The following is a 26,484-nucleotide window of genomic DNA, read 5'->3' on the forward strand; positions in this document are numbered from 1 at the left end:
TTGGGTTTTTTATGCGTTCAGGGCCGCAGGCCGAACTGCGGCGCTCCGGCCTCGCGCAGCGGCGCGGCCAGTTCCACGAATTCGCTGAGCAGGGCGCGCGTGTCTCGCGGATCGATCACCTCGTCGATGCCGAAGGCCTCGGCCGTGCGGAAGGGCGAGGTCAGGCTGCGCACGCGCTGCTCGATCTCGGCGCGCTTTTGCACGGGGTCGTCGGCGCCTTCGATCTCGGCCTTGTAGGCCACCTCCAGCCCGCCCTCGATGGGCAGCGAGCCCCAGTTGGCCGAGGGCCAGGCATAGCGGAAGTTGAAGCGGCCCATGTGCTGGTGGCCCGCCGCCGCCACGCCGTAGGCGCGGCGGATGAGGATGCTGCACCAGGGCACGGTGGCCTGGTAGACGGCGGCCAGGGCACGCACGCCGTAGCGCATGACGCCGGCCTTCTCGGCCTCCACGCCGATCTGGAAGCCCGCGATGTCCACCAGGTTGACCACGGGCAGGTGGAAGGTCTGGGCCATGTCCACGAAGCGCGTGAACTTCTCGGCCGAGGGGCCGTCCCAGCCGCCGCCGTAGAAGTACGGGTCGCTGGCCACCACGGCCACGGGCCAGCCGTCGATGCGCGCCAGCCCCGTGACGATGGCCCGGCCCCAGTGGTGGCCCGTCTCCAGGAAGGAGCCCTCATCGACCAGGCATTCGACAATGGGCCGGATCTTGTAGACCTTGCGGCCATCACGCGGAATGGCCGACAGCAGCCATTCGTCGCGCCGCCGCGGATCGTCCTGCGGCGCGGTGCGCGCAGGCAGCTCGTACACCGACGATGGCAGGTAGGACAGGAAGCGGCGCACGCGCTCGAAGGCCTCCTGCTCGGTGGCCACCTCGTCATCGACCACGCCGTTGCGCGTGTGCACCTGGCTGCCGCCCAGCTCGTTCTTGGTCACGTTCTGGCCGATGCGCGCCACCACGGGCGGGCCGGCATTGAACAGCTGGGCGGTCTCCTTGACCATCACCGAGTAATGGCTGGAGGCCACGCGCGCCGCGCCCATGCCGGCCACCGAGCCCAGGGCCAGCGAGACCACGGGCACGGTGGACAGGTTCTGCACCACCTGGCTCCAGACCTTCATGGTGGGCACGCTGGTGTAGCCCTTGGTCTCGATATTGCGCACCGAGCCGCCGCCGCCCGTGCCGTCCACCAGGCGCACCATGGGCAGGCGCAGGTCGTGCGCCATCTTCTCGGCAAAGATCAGCTTGTCGCCCACGGCGCCGTCGTTGGCGCCGCCGCGCACCGTGAAATCGTCGCCCACCACGACCACGGGCCGCCCGCCCACGCGCGCCCGGCCCATGATGAGGTTGGAGGGCGTGAAGTCCGTCAGCCTGCCCAGGCTGTCGTACTGGCCCGAGCCGGTGAGCGAGCCCACCTCCACGAAGGACTGCGCGTCCGTGCAGGCATCGATGCGCTCGCGCACCGTGAGCTTGCCGGCGGCCTTGTGCCGCGCCACCTTGTCCTCTCCGCCCAGTTTGGCCGCCAGTGCGCGGCGGTATGCGATCTCGTCCACTTCGGGTTGCCAGCTCATGTCGTCGTGTCTCCTTGTTCCTGTAAAGATGCACAAGGCGTGCCAGAACGCAGCGCGTTGAATTCAAAGGATTTTTTCCACAGCCGACCTACACATGTCCACATCAAGGACAACCTCGAAGACACGGGTCGGGCACTGTCTTCAATGGAGACACCACGGGGACAGACCCGTGGCCTGCGCGCCGCTAGAGTGCGTTCAATCCCAGCCACTGCCCGCCATGCCCATGCCCAGCTCCCCCGACCACCGATTCGGCGTTCTCGTCTGGCGGCGCGACTCGCCCGAGCCCGTGGCGCGGCTGGGCCTGGCGCAGGAGCCGCTGCTGCATGCAGCCGTCACCGAGGCCCTGGCCCGCGCGCACGGCGACGGGCACAACCCCATCGGCCATGGCCAGCTGCTGCACGTGGAAACACCGGGCCAGCGCGGCACGGTGGCCCGCCATGTGGCCGTGGTGCTGGCCGATGCCGAGGGCGAGGTCGCCCTGCTGCGCCCGGCCGACGAGGCGGCGGCGCTGTTCGACATGGTGGCCAGCGTGCCCTTCGCCTTCGCCATCCTCAACATGTTCCTGACCAACCCGTACCAGGCGATCACGGTGGCCGACCATGAAGGGCTGATGCGCTACATCAGCCCCGTGCACGAGAAGTTCTTCGGCCTGGCGCCCGGCACGGCCGCAGGCCGGCGCGCCGAGGACGTGATCCCCAACTCGCGCCTGCCCCATGTGGCACGCAGCGGCCGGGCCGAGATCGGCGACCTGCAGCAGCTGGGGCCTGGCGTGAGCCGCATCGTCAACCGCATGCCGGTCTACGAGGGCGGCGCCGTGGTGGGCGCCGTGGGTCAGGTCAGCTTCAGCGGCGTGGAGGCACTCAACCGCATGCAGCAGCGGCTGAACCAGCTGCATGACGAGGTGCAGCACTACAAGCGCGAACTGAGCCAGTTGCGCGGCGGCACGCCCACGGCGCAGATGGTGGGCGCCAGTGCCCCCATGCAAAGGCTGGCCCGCGAGATCGACGCCGTGGCGCGGCTGGACGTGCCCGTGCTCATCCTGGGCGAGAGCGGCAGCGGCAAGGAGCTGGTGGCCCAGGCCCTGCATGCGCGCGGGCGCGATGCCGACGCGCCCCTGGTCAGCCTCAACCTGGCGGCGCTGCCGGCCACGCTGATCGAGTCCGAGCTGTTCGGCTACGAGGCCGGCGCCTTCACGGGCGGGCGCCGGCAGGGCCAGCCAGGCAAGCTGGAGCAGGCCGAGGGCGGCACCCTCTTCCTCGACGAAGTGGCCGACATTCCCATGGAGATCCAGGTCAAGCTGCTGCGCGTGCTGGAGGACCGCCAGGTGCAGCGCCTGGGCGCGCACAGCGGCCGGCAGGTGAACTTCCGCATCGTGGCCGCCACGCACCGCGACCTGCGCGGCCTCATCGACAGCGGGCGCTTCCGGCTGGACCTGTTCTACCGCCTCAGCGGCGTGGTGCTGCATGTGCCGGCCCTGCGCCAGCGCCTGGAGGACATCCCGGCCCTGGTGCAGCGCTTTGCCCAGTCGTTCTGCGAGCGCAACGGCATCGCGCTGCCGCGCATCGCGCCCGGCGTCATGCCCTACCTGGCCCGGCAGGCCTGGCCCGGCAATGTGCGCCAGCTGCGCCAGCGCGTGGAAGAGGCCCTGGTGTTCTGCGACGGCCACCTGCTGGGCGTGGACAACTTCGCGCGCCACGAGGACCCGCTGGCCGGCGCACGGCCTTCGCCCGTTGCCGAGCCCGGCCTGCCCGCCACCGGCGCCGTGGCCCCGCTCAAGGACCAGGAGCGCAACGCCATCCTCGACGCCATTGCACGCTGCGGCGGCAACAAGAAGCTGGCCGCGCAGGAGCTTGGCATCTCGCGCTCCTATCTGTACAAGGTGCTGGGCGCGGCAAACCAGGGCTGATCCCTGCGGGCCCAGGGCCTGCAGGGGAATGAAGCAGCGGGCCGGCTGTGCCGTTGCCATACTAGGCGCCCCACATCCGCCCCACATCCGCGTACCCGCCCCGTACCCGCCGCCATCGGCCTCCTGAATGCAAGACACCCGAGACGCGCTCGAACAGCGCCAGATCCCCATCTACTTCGCCGCCGTGGCCCTGGCCGCAGTTGCCGCCTGGGCGCTGCCCGGCACGGGCGTGCTGGAGCGCGCCATCAACCCCGCGCTGGCACTGATGCTCTATGTGACCTTCTTGCAGGTGCCCTTGGCCGAGCTGCGGTGCGCCTTCGGCCAGGTGCGCTTCCTGGCGGCGCTGATGACGGCCAACTTCATCATGGTGCCGCTGCTGGTCTGGGCCCTGCTGCAGTTCCTGCCCGCCGACCCCCTGCTGCGCCTGGGCGCGCTGCTGGTGCTGCTGGCGCCCTGCATCGACTACGTGGTCACCTTCTCCCACCTGGGGCGCGCCGATGCGCGCCTGTTGCTGGCGGCCACGCCGGCCCTGCTGATCGCGCAGATGCTGGCCCTGCCCGGCTACCTGGGCCTGTTCCTGGGAGACGATGCGGCGCGGCTGGTGCAGGCGGGGCCTTTCCTGCATGCGTTCGTGTGGCTGATCGCCGTGCCGCTGGCCCTGGCCGCTGCCACGCAGCTGTGGGCGGCCCGCAGCCGGCGCGGCGCCAGCGCCTCGGCATGGCTGGGCCTGCTGCCCGTGCCGGCCACCGCGCTGGTGCTGTTCGTGGTGATCGCCTCCGTGCTGCCCCAACTGGGCCCTGCCACGCACGCGGCCTGGAGCGTGGTGCCCGTCTACGCGGCCTTTGCGGTGGCAGCGCCCGCGCTGGGCTGGCTGGTGGCGCGCGCCTTCCGGCTTCCAGCGCCCGCAGGCCGCGCGGTCGCGTTCAGCGCGGGCACGCGCAATTCGCTGGTCGTGCTGCCGCTGGCCCTGGCCGTGCCCGGCGCCATTCCCGTGCTGCCGGCCGTCATCGTCACGCAGACGCTGGTGGAGCTGCTGGCCGAGCTGGCCTATGTGCGCGTGATTGCGCTGTGGGGCCGGGACCGGGAGCCGGCCCTGGCCCGCGGTCAACGCGATGACGCCGCGCCATAGGCCTGGCGCAGCTGCGCCATATTGTCCAGCAGCGCCGTCGGCCCGGCGCTGCCCATCAGGTACCAGCCCTTGGGATCGAGGAAGACGACCTGCCCCTTGCGGCCGGCCGCCGTGGCGTGGATCCGCGCGTTGTCGAACACCTTGCGCGAAGCCATGATCTCGCCGCCGCCTGCCGCCTGGCCCGTGGCCGTGTTGCGGTCGATGACATAGATCCACTCGGGGTCCAGCCGCGCCACATCATCGAAGCCGTAGGCGGTGCCGCGGGCTGGCAGCTGCGCGGCCGATAGCGCCGAGCGCGCGCCGAACACATCGAACAGAAAGCCGAAGCGCGATCCCGGCGCCTGCGGCAGGAGCTTGTCGTTCACGGCCATCAGCAGCAGGCCCGGCGCGGCCTGCGAGGCCTGGGCACGCAGGCCCTGCAGCTCGGCGTGGAGGCGCTGCACCAGCGCACGGCCCTGCGCCTGGCGGCCGAACAGCAGCGCCAGCGTGGCGATGTTGCGTTCGATATCGGCCAGCATGTGCTTGCCGCTGACGCTCAGGTCCAGCGTGGGCGCGATGCGTCCCAGCACCTCGGCCTTGCCGGCCGAGCGCCCGCCCACGACGATCAGGTCGGGCGCCAGCCGGCTCAGCGCCTCGTAGTCGGGCTCGAACAGCCCGCCCGCCGCAGGCCGCTGCGCGAAGCTGTCCAGGTACCGGGGCAGCTGCGCCCGGGGCACGCCTGCGACCGCCGACGCGGGCACGCCCAGCGCATGCAGTGCATCCAGCGCCCCCAGGTCATAAACCACCGCGCGCCGGGGTGCGCCGGGCAGGCTGGCCACTCCCCCGGCATGCCGCACGGACAGCGGGGCCGCCGCCGCAGTCCCCAGGAACAAGGCCGGCAAGGCCAGCGCCGCCGCACGGCGCGTGATATCGAAGGTCATGGCAAAGAATCCCAGGAAAAAATGAAAGGAGTTCCGGCCTCCGGAGGCCACGGGCAGCGGCCGCCCTTGCGGCCGGGATGCCTAGAACTTCACGTTCATGCCGATCCAGTAGCGCCGGCCGTCCTGCACCGTGGCGTAGTCCTCGTAGTACACGTCCTTGTCGAACAGGTTGTAGATGCCTGCGTAGAAGGTCACGTCCTTGCTGTAGTTGTAGGAGCCGCCCATGTCGAACATGGCATAGCTGCCGGCCACCCAGGTGCGCGCCGAACGGCCGCCCGTGGGCTGGCTTTCCTTGCCCCGGTAGGACAGCTTGGCCCAGCCCGCCCATTGCTGCGAAGGCTTCCAGTTCAGCGCCAGGTTGAGCATGTGGCGCGGCAGCTGGCTCAGCGGCTGCCCCGCGAACTCGCCGCTCTTTTGCTCGGACTTGGTGAAGGTGTAGCTGCTGCTCAGGTCCAGCGTGCGCGCCAGCGGGGCCTTGAACGTGGCTTCGATGCCGCGCGTGATGGCCTTGTCGATATTGACGTTGGTGGTGGGCGTGTTGCCCGAGGAATTGGCCGGTCCGCACTCCGGGCAGGCGATGCGCGTGATCTTGTCGTTGAACTCGTTGTCGAACACCGTCAGGCCTGCCGACAGGCCGGCGCCGTTGTTGTAGAGCACGCCCAGTTCCTTGCTCAGCGAGGTTTCGGGCTTCAGGTCGGGGTTGCCGTAGATGTTGCCGCCGCGGCTGGACTGGCCCCAGTCGCCCAGGGTCTGGCGCAGCGAGGGCGCGCGAAAGCCGGTGGACACGCCGCCCTTGACGGTCCATTGCGCGTCGAGGTTCCACACGCCGTACAGGCGCGGGCTCCATTGCGATCCGCCCTTGCTGTCGTGGTCGTAGCGCAGGCCGCCGGTCAGGGCGAAGTTCTCGCGCAGGCGCCACTCGTCCTCGGCGAACCAGGCGTACTGCGTGCGATCGGCCGTGGTGCGCGCCGAGCCCGGCAGCGTATTGGTCGTCGTGTCGCGCAGGTCCTGCTGGTTGTAGTACACGCCCGTGGTCAGCAGGTGCTGGCGGCCCAGCGGCGCCACCCAGCTGCTGTTGAACACCGTGTTCCTGATGGTCATGTCGCGCGACAGGTTGCGCGTTTCCTCGCGCTGCAGATAGGTGTCGGAGGAAGCCCAGCCCCAGCGGCCCTTGTGCTGCAGCGAGTAGTTCTCGCGCTCGAACTTGCGGTCGCTGGGCGCATCGGTGGGCAGCAGGGTCATGCCAGGCGACGAAACGAAGTGCTGGCGCGAAGTGCCGATCTCGGCGATCAGGTCGTGGTCCTTGCTGGGGGTCAGCGCCAGGCGCAGGTTCAGCGAACGGTTGTCGCTCTTGTTGTAGCCCTGGTAGATGCGGTCCTGGTCGCGCTTGCCGTAGTTGCCGTACAGGCTCAGGCCCAGCAGGTCGGTCTTGATCGGGCCTGACAGGTAGAAGTTGGTCTGGTAGGCATCGCCCGAGGTGGAGCGCTCCTGCAGCGTGGCGTCGGCGCGCACCGAGCCATGCCAGTTCTTCGCCACCTTGCGGGTGATGACGTTGATCACGCCGCCCATGGCGTCCGAGCCGTACAGCGAGGACATGGGACCGCGCACCACCTCGATGCGCTCGATGGCCTCCAGCGGCGGAATCCAGCTCTGGTCCGTGCCCGTGCTGCCGTTGGTCTGGGTCTCGCGCGTGCTCATGCGCTTGCCGTCCACCAGGATCAGGGTGTAGTTGGCGCCCATGCCGCGCAACGAGATGTCGTTGGAGTTGTTGTCCGAGGGCGTGAGGATCACGCCGGGCACATCGCGCAGGGCATCGTGCAGGTTGCGGTAGGCGCCCTGCTCCAGTTCCTGGCGCGTGATCACCGAGATCGAGGCCGGCGCCTGGCTGATCTCCTGCTCGAAGCCGCTGGCCGTCACGACCAGGGTTTCCAGCGCGGCCCCGCCTGCTGCCTGGGCCAGCGCGCTGCCCGAGGCCAGCAGGCCCAGGCAGGCGCCCAGCGCGGTGCGGCGCAGGGGAACGACGGTGGAGGGAAACGAAGCACGCAGGGAGGTGCAAAGGGCGGACAGGGCAAAGCCACGGCCCGCCGCGGGGGCTGTGCAGTTGTGCATGGGAAAGCTCGCAAGAAGAATCACGGACGGTCGAACGACCGGGGTGCGCATCCGCTCTGTTGTTTTTGATGAGTGCGAATCGTTCTTATTTTATTTTCCCGACGACAACGGCCTGGCCGACGGCAGCGCAGCTGCTGTTTTTCTTTACAAGCGGGCCGATCTGTGAGCAATTCATTCAGGATGCTGAATGTTGCCTTGTTCATCAATGACATGCAGGGCTGCCAGTGCCCGGGCGCGTGCAGCGCCCGGCCCGATTCACGGCGTTCCGGCGAACACGGCGGCTTTGTAAAGTTGGCCCGATGTGGCCGGCAGGCAACATCCTGATACGAAGATCAGGACCACAGCCGCCCCGCATTGGAGACCAGGAACAGCAGCAGCCCCACGGCACCGCCGACCACGGTGCCATTGATGCGGATGTACTGCAGGTCCTTGCCGATGTGCAGCTCGATCAGCTCGGACAGCTCGCGCGCATCCCAGCGCCGCACGGTGTCGGCGATGTGCTGGGCCAGGAACTGCGAGACATCGGGCGCCAGCGCCTGGGCCCAGCGCTTGAGGCGTTCGTTCATGGAGTGGCGCAGCGCCTCGTCATGCGCCAGCGACTGGCCCAGCCAGCGGCCCATGGCCGCGGTCTTGCGCGCCACCTGCGAATGCTCGTTGGCCAGGTCCGCCTGCAGCCTGGCGCGCAGGCCCAGCCACAGCGAACGCAGGTAGCCGGCCAGCTTCTCGTCGTGCAGCAGGTAGTCGCGCAGGCGCTCGGCGCGATCGGCCATGGCCGGGTCGGACTGCAGCCGGTCAATCAGCCGCTGCACGGAGGCATCGAACGCCTTGCGCATGTGGTGCCCGGGATCGCTGGCGATGTCCTGCAGCAGGCTGTCCAGCGCCCCGGCGATGGCCGTGGCACCCTTGTCGCCGAGCCAGTCCGTAGGCAGCATCTTTTCCTTGAGCGGATGCTCGCGCTTGAGCCACAGCACGATGGTCCGGGCGATCAGCACATGGGTCTCGGATTCGCGCAGCACGCCGCTGACGCGCGCCAGCACATCGTCGAGCACGGCCTGGTGGCGCCCGTCCTGGGTCAGGCCCGACAGCAGGTCCGCCGCCGCGCGCGGCAGGTCCAGATGCTCCAGCAAGGCCTTGAACGAGTGCGAAAGAAAGCGCTCCACCTGCCGGTCCTGCACCATCTCCAGCGCCGCCAGCGCCAGCCGCGCCACCTGCCGCCCCAGCAGCGTGCTGTTGGCCGGTGAGGTCAGCCAGCCCGCCAGCACGCGCGCGGGATCATGGCGCTCGATCAGCGCCACCAGCGAAGGCCCGTCCAGGAACTTGTCGCGCACGAAATTCGCCAGGTTCAGCCCGATGCGGTCCTTGTTGCGCGGAATGATGGCCGTGTGGCGCCCGACCACGGGCAGCGGAATGTGCCGGAACAGGGCAGACACCGCAAACCAGTCGGCCAGCGCGCCGACCAGCGAGGCCTCGGTCACGGCCTTGATGCAGGCCAGCCACAGCGGCACCTGCTGCCAGTGCGCTGCCGCCACCGACGAGGCCACGAAGCCCAGCGCCATGAGCAGCAGCAACGCCAGCGGCAGGCGCTTGGCCGACTTCAGTGTTTGACGTTGCTCTGGCGACAGCATGGAGCGCAGCATACGACGCCCGCCGGGCCCCGCGTGGCGATGCCTGCCGCCAATGCCTGTCAGCCAGCGCCTGACCCCGGATTGCGCGGACAATACCGGCTTTCTTCAGAACCCTCTTGCGAGAACAAGACCATGACCGACGCCAACGCATCCGCCGAGCGCCCCGCCCTGCCCGACCACCTGTCCATCGACCCGCGCAGCCCGCACCACGTGGCGGCCGTGTTCGAGCACGACATCGGCATCCGCTTCAACGGCAAGGAGCGGTTCGACGTGGAGGAGTATTGCGTGAGCGAGGGATGGATCAAGGTGCCCGCGGGCAAGACGGTGGATCGCAAGGGCAGGCCCTTGCTGATCAAGCTCAAGGGCACCGTGCAAGCCTTCTACCGCTGAGCCTTCGGACCTTGTCGCGCCTCTTGCCACAGAGGTGCTACAAGGGGCGCGACAAGGGCGCGACAAAGGCATGCCAGGGGTGCGGCAGAGCCAGGAACCACCCAGGGCAGGCTCCGGCAAAGCCTACTGGAGCGCCTCGGCCGGCCCAAAAAACTCATACCGCACCTGCTCCTGCGGCACCCCCAGGGCCTTCAACGATTCCTTCACCGACCGCATGAACGGCCGAGGCCCCAGGAAGTAGACATCGGCATCCACGGCGGGCAGCCATTCACCCAGCTGGCGGGCGGTCAGCAGGCCCTGCGCATCGACCCCATCGCCCTCCTCCGCCCGGTCATAGCAGTAATAACGGGTGAGCTGCGGATGCACGGCAGCCAGCGCATCCACATGCTCGCGGAAGGCATGCACCCCGCGCTCGCGTGCGCAGTGGATGAAGACCACGGGCCGCCGGGTCGGCAAGGCCGCGTCCAGCATGGGCAGGGTCGGCGTGATGCCCACGCCGCCGCTGATCAGCACCAGCGGGCGCTCGCCGGGCTGCAGCGTGAAGTGGCCTGCGGGCGGGAACAGCTGCAGCGTGTCGCCGACCCGGACCCGGTCGTGCAGGAAGTTGGAGACCTTGCCACCCGCCTCGCGCTTGACGCTGATGCGCAGGCTGCGCCCGTCTGCGGGTGCGGACAGGGAGTAGTTGCGCCGCTGCTCCTGGCCGTCCACCACCAGGCGCAGGCCGATGTACTGGCCGGGCTGGTGGGCGATCACGGGGCCGCCGTCGGCGGGCACCAGGTAGAAGGACGTGATCTCGGCGCTTTCCTGCACCTTGTCCTCCACCACGAAGGCGCGCTCGCCGCGCCAGCCGCCTTCGGCCGCCGCCGTGCGGTCATAGGCCTGGCGCTCGGCGCCGATCAGGATGTCGGCCAGCTGCTGGTAGGCGGCGCCCCAGGCAGCTATGACCTCGTCGGTGGCGATCTCGGCGCCCAGCACTTCGCGGATGGCGCGCAGCAGGCAGGTGCCGACGATGGGGTAGTGCTCGGGCTGCACCTGCAGCGCAACGTGCTTGTTGATGATCTGCGCGGGCAGGTCGCCCAGGGCGTCCAGCCGGTCGATGTGCCTGGCGTACATGAGCACGCTGTAGGCCAGGGCACGCGGCTGGGCGCCGCTTTGCTGGTGGGCCATGTTGAACAGGGCGCGCACCTCGGGGTACTCGCCCAGCATGGTTTGGTAGAAATGCGTGATCAGCGCTTCGCCGCCGGTTTCAAGCAGCGGAACGGTGGATTGGACGATGGCACGTTGGCGGTCGGTCAGCACGGGAAACTCCTTGGGTACGGGGACGGACATGCCCGGTGCGATGCCGGACATGCCTTGGCAAAGGCAAGGCCCGTGCCAGTCCTGCGACCCTTGAAGAACAAGGGCTTGGCGTTTCATGCGTCAATATGACTCTCGTCAAATCGAGTCCTTTTGACAGCAATCGCAGTCTTTATGACCACATCCACCGCCCTGCACGCCCTCACCCCTCTGGTGGCCGACCTGGCCCAGGACCTGCCTGAGCGCGAGCGCTTTCGCCGCCTGCTGGCAGCCCTGCGCGCCGTGCTGCCGGCCGATGCCGCCGCCCTGCTGCGCCTGGAAGGCGAGTGGCTGCGGCCCGTGGCCATCGACGGCCTGGTGCCCGATGCGCTGGGCCGGCGCTTTCGCATTGCCGAGCACCCGCGCTTCGCCCAGCTGCTGGCCGCGGGCCAGGCCATGCGCTTTGCGCCAGACAGCCCGCTGCCCGATCCCTATGACGGCCTGGTGGCCCAGGGCCACGGGCCGCTGGAGGTGCACGACTGCATGGGCTGCGTGCTGCAGACCGGCGGCCTGCCCTGGGGCCTGCTCACGCTGGACGCGCTGGACCCGGGGCGCTTTGCCGACCCGGCCGCGCTGGCGGCGCTGCAGGCCTTCAGCAACCTGGCGGCGGCCACCGTGACCACGGCCGAGCGGCTGCGCCGGTTGGCGCGCAGTGCGCGCGCCCTGCCCGCACCCGGCGCCGCCCCGGGGGGCGATTCATCGCGTCCGCTGATCGGCCAGAGCCCGGCCATGCGCGCGCTGCAAAAGGACATCGCCCTGGTCGCGGCCAGCGACCTCAATGTGCTGATCACGGGCGAGACCGGCACGGGCAAGGAACTGGTGGCCCAGGCCGTGCATGCGCAGTCGGCGCGTGCAGGCCGGGCGCTGGTCAGCATCAACTGCGCGGCCCTGCCCGACAACCTGGTCGAAAGCGAGCTGTTCGGCCATGTGCGCGGCGCCTTCACGGGCGCGCTGTCCGAGCGCAGCGGCAAGTTCGAGCAGGCCGACCAGGGCACGCTGTTCCTGGACGAAGTGGGCGAGCTGTCCCTGCCCGTGCAGGCCAAGCTGCTGCGCGTGCTGCAAAGCGGCCAGCTGCAGCGCCTGGGTTCGGACCGCGAGCACCATGTGGACGTGCGCGTGATCGCCGCCACCAACCGCGACCTGGCCGCCGAGGTGGCGGCAGGCCGCATGCGCGCCGATTTCTTCCACCGCCTGAGCGTCTACCCGCTGCGCGTGCCCGCGCTGCGCGAGCGCGACAGCGACGTGCTGATGCTGGCCGGCTTCTTCCTCGAGGAAAACCGTTCGCGCCTGGGCCTGGGCGGACTGCGCCTGCACCCCGCTGCGCAATCGGCCTTGCTCGCCCAGGACTGGCCCGGCAATGTCCGGGAACTGGAGCACCTCATCAGCCGCGGCGTGCTGCGGGCGCTCAGCCGTGCGCCCTCCGGCACTCCGGCCGGTGGCCGGGCACGCATGGTCACGCTGGGGCAGGCCGATCTCTGGGATGACGCGCAGCCCCCGGCGACGGCCACCCCGACCCTGCCCGTCCCACAGGTCGCATCGCCCGGCGCCAGCCCCCAAGGCCTGCGCAATGCCGTGGAGAGCTACGAGCGCCAGCTGATCGAGGCCAGCCTGCAGCGCCACCACGGTAGCTGGGCCGCCGCCGCACGCGAGCTGCAGATGGACCGCGCCAACCTGCAGCGGCTGGCGCGGCGGCTGGGACTGGCATGAGGGGTCATGCGGCCGGCCCGCCGCCTTGAGACGAAGGCTTATTTAAGTCAGCTTAACTTGGCGCTCTCGTTATTTAAGAAAAACCGCATTTGCTTAAATAAGCGTCCAAAGCCATAGTCAGCCCCATGCCCGATTCCCCTACCAGCCAGCGGCTTGGCCGCTTCATCGAGACATCCGCAGCAGGCGAAAAGGTGCGCGCCTTCGTGCCGCCACCGCTGCCGCCGGAGCCGGCCATCGATGTGCTCGTCCTCCTGGAAAAGCTCAGCCTTGCCGAGCGTGCGCTGGGACGGCTCGATGGCATCACCATGCTGCTGCCCCGCCAAGAGCTGTTCCTCTACATGTACGTGCGCAAGGAGGCCGTGCTTTCTTCGCAGATCGAGGGCACGCAATCGACGCTGTCGGACCTGCTGCGCTTCGAAGCCGAGGCCCAGGCGGGCCAGCCCATCGACGACATCCGCGAAGTTTCGAACTATGTGGACGCGATGATGTACGGACTGGAGCGCCTGCGGGACCTGCCGCTGTCACTGCGCCTGATCCGCGAGATGCATGGCCGGCTGTTGCAAAGCGGACGCGGCGGCACCAAAAGCCCCGGCGAGTTCCGGCGCTCGCAGAACTGGATTGGCGGCACGCGTCCAGGCAATGCCTTGTTTGTGCCGCCGCCTGTCAACGAGCTTGGCCCCTGCCTCGACGCATTTGAACGCTTCATGCACGAAGATGCCTCTCGCCTGCCCGCCCTCATCAAGGCCGGCCTGCTGCACGTGCAATTCGAGACACTGCATCCGTTCCTCGATGGCAATGGCCGTATCGGCCGCCTGCTGGTCACGCTGTATCTCTGCATCAACGGCGTGCTGAACAAGCCGCTGCTCTACCTCAGCCTTTTTCTCAAGACGCACCGGGCCGAGTACTACCGGCTGCTCCAGGAAGTGCGCGAGAACGGCAATTGGGAAGCCTGGCTCGATTTCTTTCTCACCGGCGTGGCACAGACCGCGAACCAGGCCTTCGAGGCCGCCACGCATATCGTCGACCTGTTCAGGCAGGACCGCGAACGCATCGCGACCGAAGGCGAGCGCGCCAGCTCCACGCTGCGCATCCACGACCTGTTCCAGCTCAACCCCTTCCTGACGTCCAACCAGCTGGTCCGGCAGACGGGACTGTCCTCGCCCACCGTCAACACGGCGCTCGCCGACTTGCAGCGCCTGGGCATCATCGAGGAAGTGACCGGCCGCAAGCGAGGCCGTGTCTTCAGCTATCGGCGCTATCTTTCCGTGCTCAACGAGGGCACGGATCCGCTACCCCGGCCGGCCTGATCCCTGGCCTCACCGCCTGAGCGACATCAGCCACCCATACCCGCTCACCAGCAGCACCCCTGCCAGCACCATCAGTGCCCCGGCCAGGAAGTTGGGCTCGATGGGCTCGCTCAGCAGCCAGGCCCCGAAGACCACGCCGAAGATGGGCGTCATGAAAGAGAACACGCCCAGGCGCGAGGCCAGGTATTGCGTGAGCAGCCAGAACCAGACCAGGAAGCTCACGAAGCAGACCAGCACGGACTGGAAGGCCAGGCCGGCCCAGGCCAGGGGCGTGGGCTCGAAGCGGGTCTGGCCCAGCAGGAAGGCGGCGGGCAGCAGCAGCGCAAAGCCGGTGGCCAGCTGGTAGAGCAGGGTCTGCGCGGCGGGCAGCGATGCCAGCCGCGTGGTGCGGATGGCCACCGTGGTGGCGCCCCAGGCCATGCCGGCGGCCAGCGCCAGCAGGTCGCCCAGCAGCATGGCGGCGCCGGCTGCCTTCGAAGGCTTGCCGCCGCCCAGGAAGGCCAGCGCTATGCCGGCAAAGGCCAGTGCGATGCCCAGCCATTGCAGCGGCGCCAGGCGCTCCGAGGGCAGCTTCCAGTGCAGGCCCAGCGCCGCGAACACGGGAGCGGAATACAGGAAGACCACCACATGGGCGGCCGAGGTGTGGTTGATGCTCTCGCCCACCAGCAGGAATTCCAGCGCAAACAGCGTGCCCACGGCCAGGCCCGGGCGCCAGCTGCCGTCGCCCCACTGCACGCGCATGCCGCGCCAGCGCATGAACAGCCACACCAGCACGGCGCCCGCGCCAGAGCGCAGCGCGATCTGCAGCGTGGGCGCGATGGCATCGGCCGTGGCCTTGAGCAGGATCTGCTGCAGGCTCCAGATCAGGCACAGCATGAGCATCAGCGCGGCGGCGCGCGCGTCCAGCGGTTTGCGTGGGTCCACGACGTCTTCCTTTCAGCGACCGTGAAAAAGCCGGCCCGCAGGCCGGCTTCGCATCAGGCGGGGGATGGCCCGGCCAGCGGGCCGGCCATCACTTGATGCCCAGCAGTTCCACCTCGAAGTTCAGCGTGGCGTTGGGCGGAATCACGCTGCCCGCGCCACGGCTGCCGTAGGCGATGGAGGGCGGGCAGGTCAGCTTGGCCTTGCCGCCGACCTTCATCTTCTGCACGCCTTCGGTCCAGCAGGGAATCACGCCGGTCAGGGGGAACTCGATGGGCTGGCCGCGCGTGATGGAGCTGTCGAAGTCCTTGCCCGTGTCGGGGAAGTAGCCGCGGTAGTGCACGCGCACCGTGTCGCTGGCCTTGGGGCTGGCGCCCGTGCCTTCCTTGAGGCTTTCATAGACCAGGCCGCTGGCCGTGGTGACGGGCTGGGCCGCATGGGCCGCCACGCCGGTCAGTGCGGCGAGCATCAGGCCGCAGGAGGCGGCCAGGGTGGTGAGGGTCTTGTTCATGAGGGTTCCTTCAAATCAAAAAATGCATTCAACAGCAATGCCATGCCGTGCGGCCTCAAGCGCTGACACTGCCTGAAGGCGGGACGCCGAGCAAGAGCCGCCTCGCAGCGAGGGCGTCGTCCCCTGGGGGAAGCGGCGCAGCCGCTCAGGGGGTGCCATTTACACCGATGTCGTCCAGCGCTTTGGCGATGTGGCCGACGGTGCGGTCCACGTTATGCCATTTTTCCAGGCCGAACAGGCCGATGCGGAAGGTCTTGAAGTCCGGGCCTTCGTCGCACTGCAGGGGCACGCCCGAGGCGGTCTGCAGGCCGGCTTCCATGAACTTCTTGCCGCTCTGGATGCCGGGGTCGGTGGTGTAGCTGACGACCACGCCAGGGGCCTTCCAGCCTTCGGCCGCCACGCTGGGAAAGCCGCGCGACTCCAGCAGGGCGCGCACCTTGGCGCCCAGGGCGATCTGCTCGTCGCGCACCTTGGCGAAGCCGTAGGCGCGCGTCTCCAGCATCACGTCGCGCAGGCGGACCAGGGCGTCGGTGGGCATGGTGGTGTGGTAGGCGTGCTGGCCTTTTTCGTAGCCCTCGGCAATCTGCATCCACTTCTTGAGGTCGCAGGAGAAGCTGGAGCTTTGCGTGTGCTCGATGGCTTCGCGCGCGCGCTGCGAGAGCATGACCATGGCGCAGCACGGCGAGCTGCTCCAGCCCTTTTGCGGCGCGCTGATCAGCACGTCCACGCCGGTCTTTTCCATGTCCACCCACATGGCGCCCGAGGCCACGCAGTCCAGCACGAAGAGCGCGCCCACCTCGTGCGCGGCATCGGCCACGGTGCGCAGGTAGCTGTCGCTGAGGATGATGCCGCTGGCCGTCTCCACATGGGGGGCGAACACGACCTTGGGTTTTTCAGTGCGGATGGCGGCGGCCACGTCCTCGGCCGCGCAGGGCGCCCAGGGGTCCTGGCTGCCCGGTCCCTGGCGACGCGCCTTGCAGACCACGGCGCCACCGCCCAGGCCGCCTTCCTCGAAGATCTGGGTCCAGCGGTAGCTGAACCAGCCGTTGCGCACGATGAGCACCTTTTCGCGGTTGGCGAACTGGCGCGCCACGGCCTCCATGCCGAAGGTGCCGCTGCCCGGCACCAGCACGGCCGTGTGGGCGTGGTAGACCTCCTGCAGCGTGGTGAGGATGTCCTGCATCACGCCCGCGAAGCGCTTGGACATGTGGTTGAGCGCGCGGTCGGTGTAGACCACCGAGAATTCGAGCAGGCCGTCGGGATCGATATCGGGCAGAAGTCCGGGCATGGGAAGGTCTCCAGAGGCAGCGGGGCCCGCTTGAGCGGGCCCGCCATCGTGTTCGTCGAAAAGAGGATCAGCTTAGCACGCCGCCTGCCGCGTTTTCAGGGCCTACCAGGTGTCCACGAAGCCCGCCTGGGCGGGTGCCACGCGCGCCCCCGCCAGGCCGCGCGACAGCCAGACGCGCGTGTCGGCGGGGTCGATGACGGCGTCGATCTCCAGCGTGCCGGCCATGTGCATGGCCTCGCCGTGGGCGTACTGCTGGGCCAGCAGCCGGTCGAACAGGGCGTTGCGTTCGGCGCCCTCGGGCAGGGCCTGCAGTTCCTTGCGAAAGCCCAGGCGCACGGCGCCTTCCAGACCCATGGCGCCGAACTCGCCCGTGGGCCAGGCCACGTTGAACACCGGCGCATGGAAGCTGCCCGCCGTCATGCCCATGGCCCCCAGGCCGTAGCCCTTGCGCAGCACCACGCTGAAATACGGCACGCGCAGCTTGGCCGCCGTGACGAACAGGCGGCTGACATGGCGCACCTGGGCGGTCTTCTCGATCTCGGGGCCGACCATGAAGCCCGGCGTGTCCACCAAGCTCACGATGGGCAGGCCATGGGCGTTGCACAGCTGCATGAAGCGCGCGGCCTTGTCGGCCGCATCGGCGTCGATGGCGCCGCCCAGGTGGGAGGGGTTGTTGGCCATCAGCCCCACGGGCCGGCCTTCGATGCGCGCCAGCGCCGTGTGGATGCCTGCGCCAAAGCCCGTGCGCAGCGGCAGCAGGCTGCCTTCGTCCACCAGATGCGCCATGGCCGCACGCGTGTCATAGGCACGCAGCCGGTTCTCGGGCACCACATGGCGCAGGGCGCGCGTGTCGGGCGCGGTCCACTCCGTGGTGCGGCCCTGGAAGAACGAAAGATAGTGGCGCGCTGCAGCCACGGCCTGGGCCTCGTCCTCGACCAGCACGTCGATCACGCCATTGGCATGCTGGATGCCGCTGGGTCCTATCTCTTCAGGGCGGAACACGCCCAGGCCACCGCCCTCGATCATGGCTGGCCCGCCCATGCCGATGGTGCTGGCGCGCGTGGCGATGATGACGTCGCTGCAGCCCAGCAGGGCTGCATTGCCCGCAAAGCAGCGGCCGTGTGCAATGCCGATCACCGGCACCTGGCCCGACAGCGCCGCGTAGGCGGCGAAGGTGTGCACATGCAGGCCGGCGACCACGGGCGTGTCGGTATCGCCGGGCCGCCCGCCGCCGCCTTCGGCGAACAGCACCACGGGCAGCTTCTGGGCCAGCGCAATGCCCAGCATGCGGTCGGTCTTGGCATGGTTGCGCGCGCCCTGGGTGCCGGCCAGCACGGTGGCGTCATAGGCCATGACGACGGCGCGCGAGCGCTCCTGGCCGAACTGCGCGCCGCTGATGGAGCCCATGCCCGTGACCATGCCGTCGGCCGGCGTGTTGGCGATCAGGTCGTCCATGCTGCGTCGGCGCGTCTGCGCGGCAATGGCCAGCGCACCGTATTCGATGAAGCTGCCTGCGTCGCAAAGATCGGCGATGTTCTCGCGCGCGCTGCGGCCGCCCTGGGCATGGCGTTTGGCCATGGCCTCGGGCCGGGCGGTGTCCAGCGTGAAGGCATGGCGGTCGATGACGCGGCGCAGGTCGGCGCGGATGTGGTCCGGGTCCTGGGCGATCTGCTGCGCGCGTGCGTCGGCCTGCACGCCTTCGGCGGCGGCCAGCACCAGCAGGGGCTGGTCCTGGGCCACATAGGCACCGGCCTCGGCCAGCCGTTGGGTGATGGTGCCGGCCTGCGGCGCCAGCAGAACATGCTCCATCTTCATGGCTTCGAGCACGCCCAGTTCGGTGCCTGCGGCTACGACATCGCCCACGGCCACGCTCCACTGCACGATGCGCGCGGGCATGGGGGCCGTGATGGCGCCTTCGGGGACGGGCGCGCCAGCAGCCTCGTCCGCCACCGGAACATCGGCGGCCACAGCCGTGCGTTGCGCGCCTTCGGCCAGCGCCTGGGCGTCCGCCACCAATTCGGGAAGGGCCTCTTCGAGCCAGCGTGTGTGCACGGCCTGCGATGCCATCTCGGGCCGCCGGGCCAGCGCCTGCAGCAGCGGCAGGTTGGTGGCCAGCCCGTCGATGCGGCATTCGTCCAGCGCGCGACGTGCGCGTCGAAGCACGTCTTCGAAGCGCGACCCGCTGCTGTGCACGATGAGCTTGGCCAGCAGCGTGTCGTAGTGCGGCGAGGGGCTGGCGCCCGCCACCGCATGCGTGTCGATGCGGATGCCGGGCCCGGCCGGCCACTGCAGTGCGCCTATGCGCCCGCTGCCGGGGCGCGACTGGCCTGTGGCATCCAGCGTCTCGGCATTGATGCGCCACTGCATGGCATAGCCGCGCGGCGCGGGGGGTGTCCTGGCATCCAGGCCCAGCTCGCCCAGGTGATCGCCCGCCGCAATGCGGATCTGGGCCTGCACCAGGTCGATGCCGAAGACTTCCTCGGTGATGGTGTGCTCGACCTGCAGGCGCGGGTTGGCCTCGATGAAGACATAGGGCAGGGAGTCGGAGGAGGCATCGACCAGGAATTCGAAGGTGCCCAGGCTCTCGTAGCCGATCTCGGCGGCCATGCGCAGCGCGTCGCGCGTGATGCGCTCGCGCAGCGGCTGCGCCAGGCTGGGGCTGGGCGCGATCTCCACCAGCTTCTGGAAGCGCCGCTGCAGCGTGCATTCGCGCTCGCCCAGCGCGATGGGGGCGGCGCCGCCATCGCCCAGGATCTGTACCTCGATATGGCGCGCGCCCGTCATCAGACGCTCCACATAGACACCGTCCACGCCGAAGGCGGCGCGCGCCTCGCTGCGGCAGCGCTCGTAGGCAGCGGGCAGGTCCTCGGCACGCGCCACGGCGCGCATGCCGCGCCCGCCGCCGCCGCCGATGGCCTTGACCATGATGCCGCTGGCGCCCCCGGCCTGCTGCGCCTCGAAGAAGGCCTGGGCCTGTTCCAGCGTGACGGCCTCGCTGCTGCCCGGCATCAGCGGTACGCCGCAGCGGCGCGCCAGATCGCGTGCGCGGGCCTTGTCGCCCAGCAGCGCCAGGTGCTCCGGCGCGGGACCGATGAAGCGCAGTCCCGCATCGGCACAGGCCTGGGCAAAGCCGGCGTTCTCGCTGAGAAAGCCGTAGCCCGGATGGATGCCGTCGCAGCCGTGCTCGCGCGCAATGCGCAGCAGGTGGGCGCCGTCCAGGTAGGCCGAGGGGCCGCTGGCGTCCAGGGGCACGGCTGCATCGGCAGCGGATACATGGGGCGCCTGCGCATCGTCTGCGGCAAAGACGGCCAGGCTGGGCACACCCAGCTCGCGCAGCGCGCGCACGATGCGCAGCGCGATCTCGCCGCGGTTGGCAATCAGGATCTTCTGGAACATGGGTCTTCGGTCTTTCTCATTGATCGCGCAGCAAGCGACGCAGCACCTTGCCCGCTCCGGTGGCGGGCAGCGCCTCGATGAAACGCACCTCGCGCGGCGCCTTGTAGCTGGCCATGTTCTCGCGCGACCACTGCACCAGGTCCTCGGCCGCGATCTGCTGGCCCGGCCGCGTGACGATGAAGGCGCGCACGACCTCGCCCTTTTGCGGGTCGGGCACGCCGATCACGGCGGCCTGGGCCACGGCCGGATGCTTGATGAGGATGGCTTCCACCTCCTCGGGAAAGACGCTGTAGCCCGAGACCTTGATCATTTCCTTGAAGCGGCCGATGAAGGTCAGGTAGCCCTCGGCGTCCAAGCGGCCCATGTCGCCCGTGTGCACCCAGCCGTTCTTCAGGGTCCTGGCCGTGGCCTCGGGCTTGTTCCAGTAGCCCTTGAAGTTGCCGGGGCCGCGGATGGTGATCTCGCCCACTTCGCCGGCCGGCAGCGGCTCGCCGGTCTCGGGGTCGATGATGCGCACCTCGTTGCCGGGCAGCGGCTTGCCGTGCGTGCCCCAGCGGATGGCATCGCCGGGCATGGTGGTGTCCATGGTGTGGGTCTCGCTGAGGCCGTAGGCCGCCTCGCTGGAGATGCAGTTCGGGGTGAAGCGCCTCCACTGCCGCGCCAGCTCCTCGGTGTAGGCAATGCCGAAGCTGGTCACCGTGTTGCGGCGCAGCGCGGAAAAGTCCATGGCCTCCACGCCCGGCAGCTGCATCACGGCCACGTTCATGGGCGCGATGCTGTACCACCAGGTCACGCGGTAGCGCTCCAGCGCCTGGGCCACGGCCAGCGGGTTGAAGCGGTGCAGCAGCACGCAGGTGGCGCCGCTGTGCACGGGCATGTTCACGCCCATGGACATGCCGGCAATGTGATAGAGCGGCGCCACGGCCAGCAGCATGTCGCCGGCGTTCACGCCCGTGGCGCTGGAGGCGCCGGCCGTCTTGCTGGCCGCGTTGCCGTAGCTGAGCATGGCGCCCTTGGGCAGGCCCGTCGTGCCCGAGGTATAGGTCATCAGCGAGACATCGTCCATGGCGACATCGACGGGCACGGGCTTGGCGCCGCTGTGCATGACATCCCAGAACGATTCCACGCCCTCGGGCAGCGGCTGCACGGGGGCCTGCAGTTCGGGCGGCAGCGCCAGCGTGGCCGATTCAGGAAGCCAGTCGCCATAGCGCACGGCCAGCACATGCCTGAGCGCCGTGCTGGCGCGCACCTTGTCCACCACGGGCAGCAGCACATCGGCCGCGACGATGACGCGGGCCTGGAGGTCATCGAGCTGGTACTGCAACTCATGCTCCTTGTTCAGCGGCCCGCAGGGGCAGACGATGGCGCCGACCTTCTGGATGCCGTAGTGCGCCACGATGTACTGCGGGCAGTTGTTCATGAACAGCGCCACGGGCTCGCCCCGGCCCACGCCCAGCGCCTGCAGCCGCGCGGCAAAGGCGTCGCTGGCCGCATCCACCTCGGCCCAGCTGATGTGGCGGCCATACCAGATGTAGGCGTCGCGGCCGGGGTGGTTGCGCGCATTGCGGCGCAGGGCCTCATGCAGGGGAATGAGGGTCTCGGAATCCGCCATGCTTGTCTCCTGGGTGTCTGGCCATCCCGGAACCAGTCCTAAGGGATAGCCTTGATTTGTTTTGGGGTCCAGCGGCTTGCCAATATATACCCGCTGGTAGAACATTGCTACCCATCGGTATAACCATCGCAGCCACCGACGCGACACGAGATTTCCCGCATGCCCAAGCCCCCTGTCACCCCGCGCGGCCGCCAGCGCCTTCCCACGGCCGGCTCCGATGAAAAGCGCGAACGCATCCTCAAGGCGGCCGAGGCCCTGTTCGACCGCAACGGCTACGCCAACACCACGATGGAGCAGATCGTCCAGGCCCTGGGCGTGACCAAGCCCTTCGTCTACTACTACTTCCGCAACAAGCAGGAGATCTTCGAGACCCTGTGCTGGGCGCCCACCGAGGCCTGCTTCACGGTGCTGGACTTCGCAGCCGACGATCCGCGCGCCGCGCACGAGAAGGCCGTGGACGGCCTGCAGCGCCTGATCGCGGCCACCATTGCCCACTACCCTGCGGCCTTTTTTCCCTACCGCGAGCCCCAGGCGTTCAGCCCGGCGTACATGAAGGCCTCGCGCACGCTGGCGCGCCAGTTCTACCGTCAGTTCTGCGCGCTGCTCGAAGAAGGCCGCGCCAGCGGCCACCTGGACTTTCGCGAGACACGCATCACCGCCCAGGCCGCCTGCAGCCTGCCGGGCTTTCTCTACAACTGGTACCGCCCCGGCGGCCGCCTGGGCACGGCCGAGATGGTGGCCGAGCTGACCGAGCTGGCCAGCCGCGTGCTGGGCCTGCGCACGGCGCCAGCCACCGCGCCCGAAGCCATTGCCGCATCCCCCGCGAAAAAGACGCCTGCACGGCGCAGCCGGCCCCGGGCCGAGCCGCCCGGCAAGGACTGACGACCATTCCTTCGAGGAGACAAGACATGCCGATCCGCCGCCATTGCATCCGACGATATTCCCAGCCATCCATGGCACTCGCCGCCGCCCTGCTGTGCAGCACGGCCACCCACGCCCAGGGAACCGACAGCTTCAAGATCGCCTTCATCGATCCGCTGTCCGGCCCCTTCGTCAGCACGGGCGAGCTGATGCGCGACCACGTGCAATACGCGGTCGAGGATGTGAACGCCAAGGGCGGGCTGTTCAACGGCGCGAAGCTGCAGCTGCTGCAGTTCGACAGCAAGCTCTCGGCCCAGGAAAGCCAGGCCGCGCTGCAGGCGGCCATCGACCAGGGCGCGCGCGTGGTGGTGACGGGAGGTTCGGGCTCTTCAGTGGTGGCGGCGCTGGTGCAGGCGGCATCGCGCCACAACCAGCGCAATCCGGGCAAGGAGGTGCTGGTGCTCAACCACTCCTCCATCGACCCCGAGCTGACGGGCAAGGCCTGCAGCTTCTGGCATTTCATGTTCGATGCCAACACCGCCATGCGCATGCAGGCGATTGCCAGCTACATCAAGACCCAGCCGGGCATCCGCAAGGTCTACCTGCTCAACCAGGACTACGCCCACGGCAAGCAGTGGGCGGCCTACGGGCGCCAGATGGTGAGCGCGGCCCGGCCCGACATCCAGTTCACGGGCGAGATGCTCCACCCCATAGGCCGGGTCAAGGACTTCGCGCCCTATGTGGCCAAGATCAAGGAAACGGGTGCGGACTCGGTGATCACGGGCAACTGGGGCCAGGACCTGACCCTGCTGCTCAAGTCGGCCGCCGACTCGGGCTATGACCTGCGCTACTTCAACCACAGCGCGGGCGGCATGCCGGGCACGGTGACATCCTTCGCCCAGACCCGCATCGGCCAGCTGACCTGGGTGGCCGAATGGCACCCGGGCCAGGCCGGCCGCCCGCTGGCCGACGCCCGCGCCCAGGAATACAAGGCCCGCATGGGCAAGGACTTCCTGGCCCCGCGCATGGACCTGGTGCCGCGCATGCTGGCCGCCGCCATGGCCAAGGCACAGTCCACCGAACCTGTGAAGATCGCGCTGGCCCTGGAGGACCTGCAGATGGACACCGTGGTCGGCCCCGTGCGCATGCGCGGCAAGGACCACCAGTTGCTGCTGCCCCAGGTGGTCAACACCATCGCGCCCGTGGATGGCAAGCTGGTCAAGACCGGCTGGGAAGGCACGAACTACGGCTTTCGCACCGACGCCGTCTACACGCCCGAGCAGGTGGAGCTGCCCACGGACTGCCAGATGAAGCGGCCCGGCGGGCGCTGAGGCGGCCTGCCCCGCCAGCCAAGCCAGCTACGCCCCGCTCAATGCGGGGCGTAGTTTCGTTGGCCGAAGATGCCGCTGCCCACGCGCACCATGGTCGATCCGGCGGCCACGGCCGCTTCCAGGTCGCCCGTCATCCCCATGGATACCGTGTCGAAGCGCTCCAGCCCCGGCAGGCCGCTGGCGCGGATCTGCGTGAACACGGCCGTGGCGCGGGCATGCACCTCGCGCTGGGCCTCGAAGCCCGGCACATCGTCGGGAATGCTCATCACGCCGCGCAGCGCCAGGCGCGGCAGCTGCACGATGGCAGCGGCCAGCTCCAGCGCCTGCTGGGGCGCCACGCCGGCCTTGGTCTCGCCGCCATCCACGTTCAGCTGGATGCAGACCTGCAGCGGCGCCAGGCTTTCGGGGCGCTGGGCCGACAGGCGTTCGGCGATCTTCAGGCGGTCCACGGTCTGGGCCCAGTCGAAATGCTCGGCCACCAGGCGCGTCTTGTTGCTCTGGATGGGGCCTATGCAATGCCATTGCAGGGCCTCTCCGCCCGGCAGGCCCATGGCGCGCACGGCGGCGATCTTGTCCACGCCTTCCTGGATGTAGTTCTCGCCAAAGCTGCGCTCGCCGGCCAGCACGGCCTGGCGCACGGCGTCGGCGCCGAAGGTCTTGGAGACGGACAGCAACTGCACCGAGCCGGCCGCCCGGCCCGCCTGCGCGCAGGCCGAGGCAATCCGTTCGTGAATCTGTTGAAGCTTGTTTTCAATCGTCGTCATAATTGCCGCCAGCGTACCAAACGAGGGAGCGAACTCCGTGGACATCACCCAATTGCTGGCTTTCAGCGTCAAGAACAAGGCCTCCGACCTGCACCTGTCCGCGGGGCTTCCGCCGATGATCCGCGTGCACGGCGATGTGCGCCGCATCAATGTCGATCCGCTGGACCACAAGACGGTCCACGCCATGGTCTACGACATCATGAGCGACTCCCAGCGCAAGGCCTACGAGGAGTTCCTGGAGGTGGACTTCTCGTTCGAGATCGAGGGCCTGGCGCGCTTTCGTGTCAACGCCTTCAACCAGTACCGGGGCGCGGCCGCCGTCTTCCGTACCATTCCCAGCAAGATCCTGACGCTGGAGCAGCTCAACGCGCCGCGCATCTTCGCCGACCTGGCCCTGAAGCCGCGCGGCCTGGTGCTGGTGACCGGCCCCACGGGCTCGGGCAAGTCCACCACGCTGGCCGGCATGGTCAACCACCTCAACGAGACCGAGTACGGCCACATCCTGACGGTGGAGGACCCCATCGAATTCGTGCACGACTCCAAGAAGTGCCTGATCAACCAGCGCGAGGTCGGGCCGATGACGCAGTCGTTCTCGGCCGCCCTGCGCTCGGCGCTGCGCGAGGACCCGGACGCCATCCTGGTGGGCGAAATGCGTGACCTCGAAACCATCCGCCTGGCCATGACCGCGGCCGAGACGGGCCACCTGGTCTTCGGCACCCTGCACACCTCCAGCGCCGCCAAGACCATCGACCGCATCATCGACGTCTTCCCGGCCGAGGAAAAGGAGATGGTGCGCGCCATGCTTTCCGAATCGCTGCAGGCCGTGATCTCGCAGACGCTGTGCAAGACCAAGGACGGCCAGGGCCGCATCGCGGCCCACGAGATCATGCTGGGCACCAGCGCCATCCGCAACCTGATCCGCGAGGCCAAGGTGGCCCAGATGTACTCCACCATCCAGACGAGTCAGAATGTGGGCATGCAGACGCTGGACCAGAACCTGACCGATCTGGTGCGGCGCAACCTGATCAGCCCGGCCGAAGCGCGCGCCAAGGCCAAGATACCGGACAACTTCCCGGGCTGACCGCCACCGGCCCAGCCTCTCGCCACGCGCCATGAAAAGCATTTTCCGCAAGCTGCGAAGCGGCCAGGACCCTTCGGCCCCGGCCTCCGAGTCGGCCTTCTTCACGACCACGCTGGCGGCGCATGGCTTCATGGACCCGCACACGCCTCCCGTTCCCTGGGAGGCGCGCGCCATCGAGGTGGGCGCCACGCGGCTGCCGCGCGGCAGCGTCACCCAGCTGGAGCAGCTGTGGTCGCGCGACCGCTACCTGGGCCAGCTGGATGCGGCCAGCCTGCAGCGGCTCAGTGAATACTTCATCTACGCGGCCGTGGCACCGCAACGCGACGTGATCCGCCAGGAAGAGAACGGCAGCTTCATGGCGGTGGTGCTGTCCGGCCAGATCGCCGTGGAGCGCCAGCAGCCCTGGGGCGAGCGCATGCGCCTGGCGCAGACACGGCCCGGCGACATCCTCGGCGAGATGTCGCTGCTCGACGGCGGGCCGCGCTTTTCCAGCTGCACCACGCTGACCGACTGCGAGATCGGCGTGCTCAGCGCAGAGGCGCTGGACGAAATGATGGTCAAGGATGCCGCGCTGGCCGCCAAGCTGATGGCGCTGCTGGCGCGCAAGCTCTCGTTCCGGCTGCGTGCCATCAGCGTGCGCCTGGGCGAGGAGCAGCACACTTAGATGGCGAATGAGTCGGCGAATGAGTCGAATATGAGGACGCCTGGCCCATCCGGGCCGGACCG

At 68.9% G+C, this 26,484-nt stretch carries 21 protein-coding genes; 10 read left to right on the top strand and 11 right to left on the bottom strand.

What is annotated here, in order from left to right:
* Positions 1–17: 17 nt before the first annotated feature.
* On the bottom strand, positions 18–1,565 hold the full coding sequence (locus tag DTS01S_RS01600) for an acyl-CoA carboxylase subunit beta (protein WP_061287226.1): 1,548 nt from the start codon (positions 1,563–1,565) through the stop codon (positions 18–20).
* A gap of 223 nt (positions 1,566–1,788) precedes the next feature.
* On the opposite strand from DTS01S_RS01600, the gene DTS01S_RS01605 reads away from it, so the two are divergent.
* Positions 1,789–3,471: a sigma-54 interaction domain-containing protein gene (locus tag DTS01S_RS01605; RefSeq protein WP_061287299.1), complete on the top strand. Its 1,683-nt coding sequence runs from the start codon at positions 1,789–1,791 to the stop codon at positions 3,469–3,471.
* A gap of 127 nt (positions 3,472–3,598) precedes the next feature.
* Positions 3,599–4,600 (top strand): arsenic resistance protein, encoded by a 1,002-nt coding sequence (locus tag DTS01S_RS01610; RefSeq protein WP_017406244.1) that lies wholly within the window; start codon positions 3,599–3,601, stop codon positions 4,598–4,600.
* Here DTS01S_RS01610 and DTS01S_RS01615 read toward each other — a convergent pair.
* Together DTS01S_RS01615 and DTS01S_RS01620 are read right to left on the bottom strand one after the other, a co-directional pair.
* Positions 4,576–5,520 carry a siderophore ABC transporter substrate-binding protein gene (locus tag DTS01S_RS01615; protein ID WP_061287301.1) on the bottom strand — a complete coding sequence of 315 codons (945 nt, stop codon included), beginning with the start codon at positions 5,518–5,520 and terminating at the stop codon, positions 4,576–4,578. The two genes, DTS01S_RS01610 and DTS01S_RS01615, sit on opposite strands and share 25 nt — an antisense overlap.
* Positions 5,521–5,601: 81 nt before the next feature.
* Positions 5,602–7,629, bottom strand: a complete 2,028-nt coding sequence (locus DTS01S_RS01620; RefSeq protein WP_016451981.1) for a ligand-gated channel protein — start codon at positions 7,627–7,629, stop codon at positions 5,602–5,604.
* Here DTS01S_RS01620 and DTS01S_RS30275 point away from each other — a divergent pair.
* Positions 7,628–7,795: a hypothetical protein gene (locus tag DTS01S_RS30275; RefSeq protein ID WP_156493763.1), complete on the top strand. Its 168-nt coding sequence runs from the start codon at positions 7,628–7,630 to the stop codon at positions 7,793–7,795. The genes DTS01S_RS01620 and DTS01S_RS30275 overlap by 2 nt on opposite strands.
* Before the next feature lie 166 nt (positions 7,796–7,961).
* Here DTS01S_RS30275 and DTS01S_RS01625 read toward each other — a convergent pair whose 3' ends face one another.
* Positions 7,962–9,266, bottom strand: coding sequence for a DUF445 domain-containing protein (locus DTS01S_RS01625; RefSeq protein WP_016446669.1), 1,305 nt, complete (start codon positions 9,264–9,266; stop codon positions 7,962–7,964).
* 120 nt (positions 9,267–9,386) lie between these two features.
* Between DTS01S_RS01625 and DTS01S_RS01630 the strand changes: the two genes are divergently transcribed.
* Positions 9,387–9,644, top strand: coding sequence for a DUF3297 family protein (locus tag DTS01S_RS01630; protein WP_016446670.1), 258 nt, complete (start codon positions 9,387–9,389; stop codon positions 9,642–9,644).
* A gap of 123 nt (positions 9,645–9,767) precedes the next feature.
* Here the strand turns inward: DTS01S_RS01630 and hmpA are convergent, their stop codons facing one another.
* The gene (gene hmpA / locus DTS01S_RS01635) at positions 9,768–10,994 is read right to left on the bottom strand and encodes an NO-inducible flavohemoprotein (RefSeq protein WP_017407870.1); all 1,227 of its coding nucleotides are present in this window, start codon (positions 10,992–10,994) and stop codon (positions 9,768–9,770) included.
* A 120-nt stretch (positions 10,995–11,114) separates the two neighbouring features.
* Here hmpA and norR point away from each other — a divergent pair, with 120 nt between their 5' ends.
* Positions 11,115–12,686 carry a nitric oxide reductase transcriptional regulator NorR gene (gene norR / locus DTS01S_RS01640; RefSeq protein WP_017407871.1) on the top strand — a complete coding sequence of 524 codons (1,572 nt, stop codon included), beginning with the start codon at positions 11,115–11,117 and terminating at the stop codon, positions 12,684–12,686.
* A gap of 125 nt (positions 12,687–12,811) precedes the next feature.
* Positions 12,812–13,993, top strand: coding sequence for a Fic family protein (locus DTS01S_RS01645; RefSeq protein ID WP_016451984.1), 1,182 nt, complete (start codon positions 12,812–12,814; stop codon positions 13,991–13,993).
* A 9-nt stretch (positions 13,994–14,002) separates the two neighbouring features.
* Here the strand turns inward: DTS01S_RS01645 and DTS01S_RS01650 are convergent, their stop codons facing one another.
* The 5 genes from DTS01S_RS01650 to DTS01S_RS01670 form a co-directional block, all read right to left on the bottom strand.
* The gene (locus DTS01S_RS01650; RefSeq protein WP_061287230.1) at positions 14,003–14,917 is read right to left on the bottom strand and encodes a DMT family transporter; all 915 of its coding nucleotides are present in this window, start codon (positions 14,915–14,917) and stop codon (positions 14,003–14,005) included.
* An 88-nt stretch (positions 14,918–15,005) separates the two neighbouring features.
* On the bottom strand, positions 15,006–15,425 hold the full coding sequence (locus DTS01S_RS01655) for an FKBP-type peptidyl-prolyl cis-trans isomerase (RefSeq protein WP_047219586.1): 420 nt from the start codon (positions 15,423–15,425) through the stop codon (positions 15,006–15,008).
* Between the two features lie 145 nt (positions 15,426–15,570).
* On the bottom strand, positions 15,571–16,713 hold the full coding sequence (locus DTS01S_RS01660) for a pyridoxal-phosphate-dependent aminotransferase family protein (RefSeq protein WP_061287232.1): 1,143 nt from the start codon (positions 16,711–16,713) through the stop codon (positions 15,571–15,573).
* Positions 16,714–16,815: 102 nt separating this feature from the next.
* On the bottom strand, positions 16,816–20,109 hold the full coding sequence (locus tag DTS01S_RS01665; RefSeq protein ID WP_061287234.1) for a carboxyl transferase domain-containing protein: 3,294 nt from the start codon (positions 20,107–20,109) through the stop codon (positions 16,816–16,818).
* Positions 20,110–20,125: 16 nt separating this feature from the next.
* Positions 20,126–21,721 (bottom strand): AMP-binding protein, encoded by a 1,596-nt coding sequence (locus tag DTS01S_RS01670; RefSeq protein ID WP_061287236.1) that lies wholly within the window; start codon positions 21,719–21,721, stop codon positions 20,126–20,128.
* 159 nt (positions 21,722–21,880) lie between these two features.
* Here DTS01S_RS01670 and DTS01S_RS01675 point away from each other — a divergent pair, with 159 nt between their 5' ends.
* Together DTS01S_RS01675 and DTS01S_RS01680 are read left to right on the top strand one after the other, a co-directional pair.
* Entirely contained in the window at positions 21,881–22,603 is a 723-nt protein-coding gene (locus DTS01S_RS01675; protein WP_016446678.1) for a TetR/AcrR family transcriptional regulator, read from the top strand.
* A gap of 26 nt (positions 22,604–22,629) precedes the next feature.
* The gene (locus tag DTS01S_RS01680; protein ID WP_061287237.1) at positions 22,630–23,913 is read left to right on the top strand and encodes a branched-chain amino acid ABC transporter substrate-binding protein; all 1,284 of its coding nucleotides are present in this window, start codon (positions 22,630–22,632) and stop codon (positions 23,911–23,913) included.
* 38 nt (positions 23,914–23,951) lie between these two features.
* Here the strand turns inward: DTS01S_RS01680 and DTS01S_RS01685 are convergent, their stop codons facing one another.
* Entirely contained in the window at positions 23,952–24,677 is a 726-nt protein-coding gene (locus DTS01S_RS01685; protein ID WP_017406040.1) for a YggS family pyridoxal phosphate-dependent enzyme, read from the bottom strand.
* Between the two features lie 37 nt (positions 24,678–24,714).
* Here DTS01S_RS01685 and DTS01S_RS01690 point away from each other — a divergent pair, with 37 nt between their 5' ends.
* Together DTS01S_RS01690 and DTS01S_RS01695 are read left to right on the top strand one after the other, a co-directional pair.
* Positions 24,715–25,758, top strand: coding sequence for a type IV pilus twitching motility protein PilT (locus DTS01S_RS01690; RefSeq protein WP_016450723.1), 1,044 nt, complete (start codon positions 24,715–24,717; stop codon positions 25,756–25,758).
* 31 nt (positions 25,759–25,789) lie between these two features.
* Positions 25,790–26,422: a cyclic nucleotide-binding domain-containing protein gene (locus DTS01S_RS01695; RefSeq protein ID WP_017406039.1), complete on the top strand. Its 633-nt coding sequence runs from the start codon at positions 25,790–25,792 to the stop codon at positions 26,420–26,422.
* The last annotated feature ends 62 nt before the right edge of the window (positions 26,423–26,484 follow it).

Origin of the sequence: Delftia tsuruhatensis NBRC 16741, assembly GCF_001571325.1 — a bacterium.
GTDB lineage: Bacteria > Pseudomonadota > Gammaproteobacteria > Burkholderiales > Burkholderiaceae_C > Comamonas > Comamonas tsuruhatensis.